Source organism: Lentzea sp. NPDC036949 (assembly GCF_055608075.1).
This window is the reverse complement of sequence record NZ_JBVJRA010000025.1, coordinates 38,290-51,959: the sequence shown is the minus strand read 5'-3', so window position 1 is coordinate 51,959 and position 13,670 is coordinate 38,290. Positions and strand designations below refer to the sequence as shown.

1 protein-coding gene is annotated in these 13,670 nt (G+C 74.0%); it reads left to right on the top strand.

Annotated elements, in window-relative coordinates; all coding sequences use genetic code 11:
• Positions 1-53: 53 nt before the first annotated feature.
• Entirely contained in the window at positions 54-13,658 is a 13,605-nt protein-coding gene (locus ACZ7CD_RS38180; RefSeq protein ID WP_470380798.1) for an amino acid adenylation domain-containing protein, read from the top strand.
• Positions 13,659-13,670 lie beyond the last annotated feature (12 nt).

The following is a 13,670-nucleotide window of genomic DNA, read 5'->3' as shown; positions in this document are numbered from 1 at the left end:
CCTTCCCCCAGTACCCGTGGCGCTGCTGCGCGCCCGAAAGAGGTTGAACGGCGATGACGCTCCACGAGACGGTGCCCGCCGGCACACCGCTCTGCTCCCAGTCGCGCGACACGGTGGTCAGCCTGTTCACCGAGCAGGTCCGGCGCACGCCCACCGCGGTGGCGGTGGTCGCCGAGGACGGCGAGCACACCTACGCGGAGCTGGACGTGCGGTCGGACCGGCTCGCCCGGTGCCTGCCGGCGCTGGGGGTGCGGCCGGAGCGGCCGGTCGGCGTGCTGGTGGAGCGGTCGGCCGAGCTCGTGGTGGCACTGCTCGCCGTCCTCAAGGCCGGTGGCGCGTACGTGCCGCTCGACGCCCGTGCGCCCGACGAGCGGATGACGACCGTGCTGGCGGAAGCCGGTGCGTCGCTGCTGCTCACCGACACCACGTGGAAGGCGGTCGCCGACCGCGTGCACATCGGCCACGTGCTGGTCGTGGGCGACGAGGAGGCGCACGAGGGCACGGGTGGGCTGGCGGAGGTCCACCCGGACAACCTCGCGTACGTCGTGTTCACCTCCGGCTCCACGGGCGTGCCGAAGGGCGTGGCGGCACGGCACCGCGACGTCGTGGACCTCGCCCGTGACGCGCGGTTCAGCGGCGGTGCGCACGATCGCGTGCTGGTGCACTCGCCGATGGCGTTCGACGCGTCCACTTACGAGCTGTGGGTGCCGCTGCTCTCCGGAGGTACCGCCGTCATCGCGCCTCCCGGTGACGTGGACGGACCGGTGCTGCGCAAGGCGATCGGCGAGCACGGCGTCACCGGGATCTTCGTCACGTCCGGCCTGTTCCGCGTGCTGGCGCAGGACGACCCCGCGTGCCTGACGGGTCTGCGGGAGGTGTGGACCGGCGGTGACGTGGTGCCCGCGGCGGCGGTGCGGCGGGTGCTGGAGGCGTGTCCCGGCACGACCGTGGTGGACGTCTACGGCCCCACCGAGACCACCACGTTCGCCACCAGCCACCCACTGCCCGACCTCGGCTCGGTGCCCGACGTCCTGCCGATCGGCACGGCCCTGGACGGCATGCGCCTGCACGTGCTGGACGACGACCTGGACCCGGTGCCGGACGGGGCGACCGGCGAGCTGTTCATCGCGGGCACGGGACTGGCCCGCGGTTACCTCAACCGGCCCGGCCTGACCGCGGACCGGTTCCTCGCCGACCCGTTCGGTGCGCCGGGCGACCGCATGTACCGCACCGGCGACCTGGTCCGCTGGACGCCGGAGGGCACCGTCGACTTCGTCGGCCGCGTCGACGACCAGGTCAAGATCCGCGGCTTCCGGGTCGAGACCGTGGAGGTCGAGGCCGTGCTGGCCAAGCACCCCGGCGTCGTGCAGGCCGCGGTGCAGGCGCAGCTCGACCACAACGGCGTGAAGCGCCTGGTCGCCTACGTCGTCGGCACCGCACCGTCCGACGACGAGCTGCGCGACTTCCTCCTGCGGACGCTGCCCGACTACATGGTGCCGTCGGCGTTCGTGGCACTGGACCGCCTTCCGCTCAACACCAACGGGAAGGTCGACCGCAAGGCGCTGCCGGCCCCCGACTGGGGCTTCGACCGGCGCACCGCGCACGTCGCACCGCGCACCCCCGCCGAACGCGCCATCGCGCAGGCCTGGGCAGAGGTCCTCGCGGTCGACCCCGGCCGCGTCGGCGCGCAGGACGACTTCCTGTCCCTGGGCGGCGACTCGATCCAGGCCCTGCGGGTCGTGTCCCGGCTGCGCACGGCGCTCGACGTGCCGCTGTCCACCGGCGACCTGCTGGACGCGCGGACCGTCGCGGGTCTGGCCGACCTGCTCGCCGACCGCCTGCCCATCGCGGCGGACGACCGGATCACCGCGGTGCCGCACGACGCCGTGCTGCCGCTGTCCCCGGCGCAGCAACGGTTGTGGTTGCAGCACAAGATCGACCCGACGGGCACCGACTACAACACCGGTGTCGCCCTGCGGTTGCGCGGCCCGCTCGACCTCGACGCCCTGCGGACCGCGCTGAACGGCCTGGCCGAACGGCACGAGACCATGCGCACCACCTTCGCCGAGGTCGACGGCCGCGGCGTGCAGGTCATCACCCCGGCCGCGGTGGTGCCGCTGCGCGTGGAGGACCTTTCCGCTGCCGCACACCGGGACGAGGCGCTCGACCGGCTGTGCGCGGAGGAGCTGACCACGCCGTTCGACCTGAGCACCGGCCCGGTGGTGCGCGCCGTGCTGGCCACGCTCGCCGACGACGACCACGTGCTGCTGCTCGACCAGCACCACATCGTCACCGACGGCTGGTCGGTCCGGGTCCAGGTCGACGACCTGCTGGAGCTGTACCGGGCCGCGGTTCGAAGAACAACACCCGACCTGAAGCCGCTGCCCGTCCGCTACGGCGACTTCGCGGCCTGGCAACGCCGCCGCGTCGAGGACCCGGCCGTCACCGGCCAGCTCGACCACTGGCGCACCGCCCTCGCGGGCCTCGAACCCCTCGACCTGCCCACCGACCGGCCCCGCCCCGCGCAGCGCACCACCCGCGGTGCCGTGCACCGCGAAACCCTGCCGGGACAGCTGGTGCAGCGCCTGACCGAGGTCGGTCACACCGGTGGCACCACCCTGTTCACCACGCTGGCCGCCGCCGTGCAGCTGCTGATGGCCCGCTACACCGGCCGCCGCGACGTGGCCGTCGGCACCGCCTCCGCCGGACGTGGCCGGCCCGAGCTCGACGACCTCGTCGGCTTCTTCGTCAACACCCTCGTCCTGCGGTCCACAGTGGACCCGGCTGTGCCGTTCGAGCGTTTCTTGGCCGACGTGCGCGAGACCGTGCGCGACGCGTTCGCCCACGACGAGGTGCCGTTCGACCGGCTCGTCGACGAGCTGCGGCCCGACCGCGACCCGAGCCGCACCCCGCTCGTGCAGGCGCTCGTGGTGCTGCAGCAGGAGATGGTGCGGTCCACGGCGGTCGGCGACCTGGACGTCACCGAGCACCACCTGCCCCGGCCGCGGGCGCGGTTCGAGCTGCTGGTGGAGTTCTGGCCGCGGGACGGCGCGCTGGAGCTGACCCTGGAGTACAACACCGACCTGTTCGACGCCACCACGATCGAGCGGATGGCCGGTCACCTCAGGACCCTGCTGGAGGCCGTGGCCACCGAACCCGGCCGGCCGCTGGGCGAGCTCCCGCTGCTCGACCGGCAGGAACGCCACCAGGTCCTCGACGCGTTCAACGACACCGCCGTCGACCGGCCCGCCGCCACGATCACGGCCCTGTTCGCCGACCAGGTCCGCCGCACGCCGCAGGCCGAGGCCGTCGTCGCCGGCGGCACCACGCTGACCTACGCCGAGCTCGACGCCCGTGCCAACCGCCTGGCGCACCACCTGCTCCGGCACGGACTGCGCGCGGAGGAACCGGTCGCGGTGCTGCTGGGCCGCTCGGCCGACCTCGTGGTCGCCGAGCTGGCCGTGCTCAAGGCGGGCGGCGCGTACGTCCCGCTCGACACCAGGGCACCCGCCGAACGCCTGGCCGTCCTGCTGGCGGGCAGCGGCGCCGCCGTCGTGCTCACCGACCGGACCTGGCAGGCCACCGCGCAGGAGGTCCACGAGGGCCACGTCGTCGTGCTGGGTGACGAGGACGGGGCGACCTCCGCGCCGGACGTGGTCGTGCACCCCGACCAGCTGGCGTACGTCATGCACACCTCGGGCTCCACCGGCGTGCCCAAGGGCGTGGCCGTGCGGCACCGCGACGTCACCGACCTCGCCCGCGACCGGCGGTTCACCGGCGGCGCGCACGAGCGGGTCCTGCTGCACTCCGCGCCCGCGTTCGACGCCACCACCTACGAGCTGTGGGTGCCGCTGCTCTCCGGCGGCACCGTCGTGGTCGCCCCGGCGGAGGACCTGGACGCGGACCGGTTGCGCGACCTCGTCACCGGGCACGGGCTGACCGGGCTCTGGCTGACCGCCGGCCTGTTCCGGGTCATCGCGCAGGACGACCCCGACTGCCTGGCCGGGCTGCGCGAGGTGTGGACCGGCGGCGACGTCGTGCCCGCCCCCGCGGTCCGCCGGGTGCTGCGCGCCTGCCCCGGCATCGTCGTGGTCGACGGCTACGGCCCCACCGAGACCACCACCTTCGCGACCTCCCACCGCATGGCCGACGCCGACGCCGTGGACGACGTGGTGCCGATCGGCCGCCCGCTGGACGGCATGCGGCTGCGCGTGCTCGACGAGAGCCTGACGCCCGCCCCGGTCGGCGTGCCGGGCGAGCTGTTCATCGCGGGCTCCGGCCTCGCGCGGGGGTACGCGGGCCGGCCGGGGCTGACCGCGGACCGGTTCGTCGCCGACCCGTTCGGAGCGCCGGGGGAGCGGATGTACCGCACCGGCGACCTGGTGCGGTGGCGGCCCGACGGCACCGTCGAGTTCGTCGGCCGCACCGACGACCAGGTCAAGATCCGCGGGTTCCGCGTCGAACCGGGCGAGGTCGACACCGCCCTGTCCGCGCACCCGGCGGTCGGCCAGTCGGTGACGGTCGTGCGGGTCGACGACACCGGTCGGAGACGGCTGGTGACCTACCTGACCGCCGTGGACACCGCACCCGAAGCGGCGGCGTTGCGGGAGTTCCTCGGCCGCGTGCTGCCCGACTACCTCGTGCCGTCCGCGTTCGTCGTAGTGGAGGCGTTGCCGCTCAACGCGAGCGGCAAGGTCGACCGGCACGCCCTGCCCGACCCGGTGTGGGCCACCGCCACCGGCGCGCACGTCGCCCCCGCCGACGGACCGGAGGCCGTGCTGGCCGGGATCTGGGCGCAGCTGCTCGGCGTCGACCGCGTCGGCGCCGGCGACAACTTCTTCGAGCTGGGCGGCGACTCCATCCTCAGCATCCAGGTGGTGTCGCGCGCCCGGCAGGCCGGGCTGTCGCTGAGCCCCGGCGACCTGTTCCGCCACCCCACCGTGGCGGCGCTCGCGACCGTGGCGACCGTCGCCGGACCAGCCGAGACCGACCAGGGCCGGGTCGTGGGAGACGTGCCGCTCACACCGGTGCAGCGCTGGCTGTTCGCCACGAACCCCGACCACCCCGAGCACTTCAACCAGGTCCTGACCGCCGAGCTGGCGTCCGATGTGGACGTCAACGCCCTGCGCACGGCCCTGGCCGCGCTGGTGGAGCACCACGACGCGCTGCGGATGCGGTTCGAGCGCACGGACTCCGGCTGGCGCCAGCACAACGCGGCGGCCGAACCGGCCGAGCTGCTGACCACGAGCCCCTGCACGGGTTTCGACCTCGCGACCGGGCCGCTGCTGCACGCCCAGCTGCACGAGTCGGTGCTGCGCCTGACGATCCACCACCTCGTCGTGGACGGCGTGTCGTGGCGCGTGCTGCTCGAAGACCTCGTCACGGCCTACGACCAGGCGGCCCGCGGTGAGCCCGTCCGGCTGGCCGCCAAGACGACGTCGTTCCGCGACTGGGCGCACCGGCTCACCCGGCACACCGCCGACGGCGGGTTCGACGACGAACGCGACCACTGGACCGCGACCGCGGCGGTGGACCCGTCCCTGCCCGTCGACCACGACGGCCCCAACACCGCCGGGTCCACCCGCGCCGTCTCCGTGCGGCTCGACGGCGACACCACCAGGGCGTTGCTGCAGGACGTGCCCGGCGCGTACCGCACGCAGGTCAACGACGTGCTGCTGAGTGCACTCGGCCGGGTGCTCGCCGACTGGACCGGCCGCTCGCGGGTGCCGGTGGACCTGGAGGGCCACGGCCGCGAGGACGTGCTCGACGGCGTCGACCTGTCCCGCACGGTCGGCTGGTTCACCTCGATCTTCCCGGTCGCCCTCGACGTGCCGGAAGGCGACTGGGGACCGGTCCTCAAGTCGGTCAAGGAACAGCTGCGCGCGGTGCCGCGCAAGGGCATCGGCCACGGTGCCCTGCACGAGCCCGGCACCGGTGGCCCGCAGATCAGCTTCAACTACCTCGGCCGGCTCGACTGGACGGGCGTCGAGGGCGGCGTGCTGCACGCCGTGCGCGGCAGCCTGGAGCTCGACGGCGCACCGCGGGCGCCGCGCCCGCACCTGCTCGACGTCGTCGGCGCGGTCGAGCACGGCTGCCTGGAGCTCACCTGGTACTTCAGCGACCAGGTGCACGACGAGACGACCGTGCGGCGCCTGGCCGAGGCACTGGCCACGGCGTTGCGCGAGGTCGTGGTCCACTGCTCCCGGCCGGGTTCCGGCGGTCGCACGCCCTCGGACTTCCCGCTGGCACGCCTGGACCAGGCGGCGGTGGACCGGCTCACCGGTGACGGCCGCGACGTCGAGGACCTCTACCCGCTGACGCCGATGCAGGCCGGCATGGTGTTCCACGGCCTGGTCGACGGCACCACCTCCGGCGCCTACTTCAACCAGGTCCGCTTCCGGCTCACCGGCGTGACCGACCCGCACGCGCTGGCCGAGGCCTGGCAACGGGTCGTGGACCGCAACGCCGTGCTGCGCAGCGAGGTCGTGTGGGACGGGCTCGCCGAACCGCTGCAACGCGTGCGGCCCGAGGTGACCCTGCCGGTCACCCACCTCGACTGGACCGGCCTCGACGAGGACGCCGAGTTGCACGCGCTGCTGGAGAGCGACCGCGCAGCCGGGATGGACCTGACCGCCGCACCGCTGATGCGCGTCGCGATCGCCCGCCTGGCGCACGACGAGGTGCTGGTGCTGTGGACGTTCCACCACGTCCTGCTCGACGGGTGGAGCGCGGCCCAGCTGTTCACCGAGGTCTGCGAGCACCACGCGGCCATCACCCGCGGCACCGCGGGACCGGCCACGGCCCGCCCGCCGTTCCGCGAGTACCTGCACTGGCTGGACCGCCAGGACGGCGCCGAGGCCGAGAGGTACTGGCGGAGGGTGCTCGACGGCTTCGCCGAGACCACGCCGCTGCCGTTCGACCGCCGCCCCGTGGACGCGCACCGCGCCCAGTCCGGTGGCACCGTCCGGTTCGAGCTGAGCGCCGAGAGCACCGAACGGCTGCGCGAAGCGGCCCAGCGCAACGGCCTGACCGTGAACACCGTGGTGCAGGGCGCCTGGGCGGTGCTGCTGGCCCGCTACGCCGGCACGTCCGACGTCGTGTTCGGCACCACCGTGTCCGGCCGGCCCGCCGACCTGCCCGGTGTCGAGTCGACGGTCGGCATGTTCATCAACACCGTGCCCACCAGGGTCGCCGTCGACCGCGGCCGCGACCAGCTGTCGTGGCTGCGCGAGCTGCAGGCCGACCAGGCGGAGGCGCGGCGCTTCGAGCACGTGCCCCTGTCGCGGCTGCGCGGGTGGAGCGACCTGCCCGGCGGCGCGAACCTGTTCGACAGCATCCTCGTGTTCGAGAACTACCCGTTCGACGAGGACGCCATGGCCGAGCACGGCCTGCGGCTGCACGACGTCTACGCGCACGAGCCCACCAACTACGCGCTCACCGTCGTGGTCTCGCCCGGCCGGCACCTGGTCGTCGAGCTCGACCACGACCCCGACCTGTTCGACGAGGCCACCGTGCAGCGGCTCGGCGGGCACCTGCGGCTGCTCCTGGACGACCTGCTGGCTGAGCAGGACCGGCCGCTGCGCGAGCTGCGGCTGCTCGACGACGCCGAACGCGAGCAGGTGCTGGTCGAGTGGAACCCCACCGGCGGGAACTACCCGGTGGCGACGCTGCCGCGGTTGTTCGCCGAGCAGGCCGCGCGCACCCCGGACGCCGTCGCGGTCACCTGCGGGGACGAGCACCTGACCTACGCCGAGCTGGACGCCCGCGCCAACCGGCTGGCACACCTGCTCGCCGACCGCGGTGCGGGACCGGAGGAGTACGTCGCGCTGCGGCTGCCGCGGTCCACCGACCTGGTCGTGGCGGTGCTGGGCGTGCTCAAGTCCGGCGCGGCCTACCTGCCGATCGACCCGTCCTACCCGGAGGACCGGATCGCGGGCATGGTCGAGGACACCCGGCCGGTGACCGTGCTGACCGAGCTGCCGGACCTGTCCGGGCTGCCCTCGACCGCACCGGACGTCGTGCTGCGGCCGGAGAACCCCGCGTACGTCATCTACACCTCCGGCTCCACCGGCAAGCCCAAGGGCGTCGTCGTCCCGCACGCCAACGTGGCCCGGCTGTTCTCGGCCACCGACGCCTGGTTCGGGTTCGGCGCCGACGACGTGTGGACCCTGTTCCACAGCTACGCCTTCGACTTCTCCGTCTGGGAGCTGTGGGGACCGCTGCTGCACGGCGGCCGGCTCGTCGTCGTGCCGCACGAGGTGTCGCGCTCGCCACGCGAGTTCGCCGACCTGCTGGCACGGGAACGGGTCACGGTCCTCAACCAGACGCCGTCCGCGTTCTACCAGCTCATCGCCGAACAGCCGCGAGACCTCAGCCTGCGCTACGTCGTCTTCGGCGGTGAGGCGCTGGACGTGCGCAAGCTCGCGGCCTGGAACGGCCCCGGCGAGCTGATCAACATGTACGGCATCACCGAGACCACCGTGCACGTCACGTGGACGCCCGCAGACGGCACCGTCGGCGAACCCATCCCGGACCTGCGCGTGTACGTCCTCGACGAGGACCTGCGACCGGTCCCGCCCGGTGTCGTCGGCGAGATGCACGTCGCCGGCGCCGGCCTGGCGCGCGGCTACCTCAAGCGGCCCGGCCTGACCGCGTCCCGGTTCGTCGCCGACCCGTTCGGCGCGCCCGGCTCCCGCATGTACCGCACCGGAGACCTGGCGCGCTGGAAGGACGGCCGGCTCGACTACCTCGGCCGCGCCGACCACCAGGTCAAGATCCGCGGCTTCCGCATCGAGCTCGGCGAGATCGAGGCCGCGCTCGAAGCCCACGACGACGTCACCGCCGCCGTCGCCGACGTCCGCGAGCACGCCGGGCGCAAGGTCATCGTCGGGTACGTCGTCGGTGGCCGTGGCGCCGACCTGCGCGGGTTCCTCGCGCAGACGCTGCCCGAGCACATGGTGCCCTCGGCGTTCGTGCACCTGGACCGGCTCCCGTTGACCGGCAACGGGAAGCTCGACCGCAAGGCGCTGCCCGCACCGGAGTGGGAGACGACCGGCACCCGGCACGTCGAGCCGCGCACGGAGACCGAGCGCGTGCTCGCCGGCATCTGGGCGCAGGTGCTGGGGCTCGACCGGGTCGGCGTCGAGGACGACTTCTTCGAGCTGGGCGGTGACTCGATCATCAGCATCCAGGTCGTGTCGCGCGCCCGGCAGGCCGGGTACGCCCTGGCGCCACGCGACCTGTTCAGCCGTCCGACCGTCGCCGCGCTCGCCGCCGCCGTGCCCGCGGTCGCCGCGGAACAGCAGGACGTGCCGCGGGGCCCGGTGACCGGCGACGTCCCGCTGACCCCGATCCAGCGGTGGTTCCTCGACGCGGAACCGCCGCACCCCGAGCACTTCGACCAGGTCGTCGAGGTGGAGTTCACCGACGAGGTCGACCGCACGGCGTTGCGCACGGCGTTGGCGGCACTGGTCGAGCACCACGACGCCCTGCGGATGCGGTTCGAGCACACCGCGACCGGCTGGCAGCAGCACAACCCGCCGGTCGGACCCGTTGACGTCCTGTCCGAGGTGGACGGTTTCGACCTGGGACGCGGACCGCTGCTGCGGGCCACGCCGCTCACGTCGCACCGGGTCCGGCTCACCGCGCACCACCTCGTCGTGGACGGCGTGTCGTGGCGGGTGCTGCTGGAGGACCTGGAGACCGCCTACCTCCAGGCCGTGCGCGGTGAACGGGTCCTCCTCCCGGCGCGGACCACGTCGTTCCGCGACTGGGCGCTGCGGCTGGCCGAGCACACCGCGGCCGGCGGGTTCGACGACGAGGCCGGGCACTGGGCCGGCGTCACCGGTGACCCGGGCGTGCCCGTGGACCGCACCGGCACCGGCACGACCGGTTCCGTGCGGGGCGTCACCGTCGAGCTGAACGCCCAGGAGACCAGGGCCCTGTTGCAGGACGTGCCCGCCGCGTACCGCACGCAGGTCAACGACGTGCTGCTGAGCGCGTTGGGACGGGTGCTGGCCGGGTGGACCGGCCGCGACCGGGTGCTCGTGGACCTGGAGGGCCACGGCCGCGACGGCGACTTCCTCGACGGCGTCGACCTGTCCCGCACGGTCGGCTGGTTCACCGCGGTGTTCCCGGTGGCGCTCGACGTGCCGGCGGGGGACTGGGGCGCGGTGCTCAAGGCCACCAAGGAACGGCTGCGCGCGGTGCCCCGCCGCGGCATCGGCTTCGGCGCGCGGTACGGCGGGGTGCAGCCGGCGGTGGCGTTCAACTACCTCGGGCAGTTCGACGGCGTGGCGGGCACGGCGGTGCGCACGGCCGGTGGGATCAGCGCCGACGCCGCACCGGACACGCCCCGCCACCACCTGCTCGACGTCGTCGGCGCGGTGCAGGACAAGCGGTTGCAGCTCACCTGGTACTACAGCGACGAGGTCCACGACGAGCCGACCGTGCGCGTGCTGGCCGAGGCGATGGCGGTGGCGCTGCGGGAGATCGTCGCGCACTGCGCCCGGCCGGGAGCGGGCGGCCGGACACCGTCGGACTTCCCGCTGGCGGGCCTCGACCAGCCCGCGGTGGACCGGATCGTCGGCGACGGCCGCGCCGTCGAGGACGTCTACCCGCTGACGCCGATGCAGGCGGGCATGGTGTTCCACAGCCTGTCCCACGGCCACGAAGGCCTGTACACCGAACGGATCTCGTTCGTCCTCGACGGCGTCACGGACGTCGAGGCGCTGGCCCGTGCGTGGCGCGAGGTCGTCGCACGGACCCCGGTCCTGCGCAGCCGCGTCGTGTGGGAGGGCGTCGATCGGCCCGTGCAGGTGGTCTGCCGCACGGTCGACGTGCCGATCAACGACGGGACCGGCGGCGAGCTCGACCTCGGCACCGCGCCGCTGCTGCGGCTGGAGCTGACGCGCGAGTCCGCCACCTCCGTGCGGGTCGGCTGGACGTTCCACCACGTGCTGCTCGACGGGTGGAGCACGTTCCAGGTGCTGACCGACGTCTTCACCTGCTACGCGGCGTTCACCGCCGGTCGCGAGCCGGACCTGCCGGCCCGCCGGCCGTTCGGCGACTACCTGCGCTGGCTCGCCGCACAGGACGCGACCGAGGCGGAGGAGCACTGGCGGCGGGTGCTCGGCGGGTTCGCCGCACCCACCCCGTTGCCGCTCGACCGCCCCGCCGCACCGGGTCACGCCACCCGGACCGCCGCCTGGACCACGGTCACCCTGCCCGGTGGCGAGCTGCGCGAGTTCGCCCAGCGCAACGGGTTGACGCTCAACGCCGTCGTGCAGGGCGCCTGGGCGCTGCTGCTGGCGCGCTACAGCGGCCAGGACGACGTGTGCTTCGGCTCCACGGTCTCCGGCCGCCCGGCCGACCTGCCCGGCGCGGACGCCATCACGGGCATGTTCATCAACACCCTGCCGGTGCGCACGGAGGTCGTGCCGGACGAACCGGTCGCGGCGTGGCTGCGGCGCTTGCAGGCCGACCAGGCGGAGGCGCGGCGGTTCGAGCACGTGGCGCTCGCCGACCTCCAGGCCTGGAGCGACGTGCCGGGCGGCGTCGACCTGTTCGCCAGCATCGTGGTGTTCGAGAACTACCCGATCGACGAGGCCGCGGCCCACGGGGTCGTGCTGCGCGACCTGGACGCGGTCGAGACGACCAACTTCCCGCTCAGCCTGGGCGTCCGGCCCGGCGCGGAGCTGGAGTTCCGGCTCAGCTACGACCCCGACCTGTTCGACCTCGCCACGGTCGAGCGCATCGCCGGTCACCTGACCGCGGTGCTGCGCGGTCTGACCGCCGACCCCGGCCGCGCGCTGGGCGAGGTCGACCTCCTCGACGACGCCGAACGCCGGCTCGTCCTCCCGGAGCGCGTGCGGAGCAGCGTCCCGGACGCGACCGTGGCCGAGCTGTTCGCCGCCCAGGCGGACCGGGCCCCGGACGCGACCGCGGTGGTCGCGGGCGGCACGTCGCTCACCTACGCCGAGCTGGACGCCCGCGCGAACGCGTTGGCACAGCGGCTGATCTCGCTCGGTGTGCAGCCGGAGGAACGCGTCGGGCTGCTGCTGCGCAGATCGGCCGACGTGGTGGTCGCGGTGCTCGCCGTGCTCAAGGCGGGCGGCGCCTACCTGCCGCTGGACAGCCGGGCGCCGGTCGAACGCCAGGAGCTCGTGCTCGACCAGGCCGGGAGCCGGGTGCTGATCACCGACTCCGACACCGTCCCGTTCGACGGGCACGTCGTCGTCCCCGGCGGTGAGACGTCAGCCGAACGGCCCGCCGTGGCCGGACACCCCGACGGCCTCGCCTACGTGGAGTTCACCTCCGGCTCCACCGGCACGCCGAAGGGTGTGGCGGTGCGGCACCGGGACGTCGTGGCGCTCGCGCTCGACTCCCGGTTCGACGGCCCGGCCCACCGGACCGTGCTGGTGCACTCACCGCTGGCGTTCGACGCCTCCACCTACGAGCTGTGGGTGCCGCTGCTGCGCGGCGGCCGGATGGTCGTCGCGCCGCCGGAGGACCTGGACGCGGCCGCGCTGCGCGAGCAGATCACCGCGCACGGCGTGACGGCGCTGTGGCTGACCGCGGGCCTGTTCCGGGTGCTGGCGCAGGACTCGCCGGACTGCCTGGCCGGCGTGAGCGAGGTGTGGACCGGCGGTGACGTCGTGCCCGCCGCCGCGGTCCGCCGGGTCATGGCGGCCTGCCCCGGACTGGTGGTGGTCGACGGCTACGGACCCACCGAGACCACGACGTTCGCCACCTCCCACCGGATGACCGGCCAGGACGACGTGCCGGACACCGTGCCCATCGGCTCCGCGCTCGACGGCATGGCCACCTACGTGCTGGACGAGCGGCTGCGGCCCGTTCCGGTCGGCGTGCCCGGCGAGCTGTACCTCGCCGGGGCCGGCCTGGCCCGCGGCTACCTCGACCGGCCGGGCCTGACCGCGTCCCGGTTCGTCGCCTGCCCGTTCGGTGCGCCGGGGGAGCGGATGTACCGCACCGGCGACGTCGTGCGGTGGCTGCCCGGCGGCGTGCTGGAGTTCGCCGGCCGCGCCGACGACCAGGTGAAGCTGCGCGGGTTCCGCATCGAGCTCGGCGAGGTCGAAGCGGTCCTGGGCCGGCACCCCGGCGTGGGCGGGCTGGTCGTGGTGGTCCGCGAGGACTCCCTCGGCGGCAAGCAGCTCGTGGCCTACCTGGTGCCCGCCGACCCCGCTCGGGCACTGGAACCCGCGAAGCTGGCCGCGTTCGCGGGACGGACCCTGCCCGACTACATGGTGCCCTCGGTGTTCATGGTGCTCGACGCGCTTCCGCTGAGCACCAACGGGAAGGTCGACCGGGCCGCGTTGCCGGAACCGTCGGCCACCGCGTCCGCCGCGCCGTACGTGGCGCCCAGGACGGAGACCGAGGAGGTCATGGCCGGCATCTGGGCCGAGGTGCTGGGCGTGGAGCGCGTCGGCGCCGAGGACGACTTCTTCGCACTCGGCGGCGACTCGATGCGCAGCCTGCTCGTCACGTCCCGGTGCCGCGCGGCCTTCGACGTACCGCTGACCCCGCACGACGTCCTCACCGCCCGCACGGTCGCCGACCTGGCGGGGCTGGTCGAGGAGAAGATCCTGCTCGAGCTCGAACGACTCGCCCTCGAAGACGGCGCCAACCAGGAACTGTGAGGAGACACCACA

Bases quoted from the DNA above. Each gene is read 5' to 3' on its own strand.
- ACZ7CD_RS38180 (WP_470380798.1), top strand. From the start codon at position 54: ATGACGCTCCACGAGACGGTGCCCGCCGGCACACCGCTCTGCTCCCAG.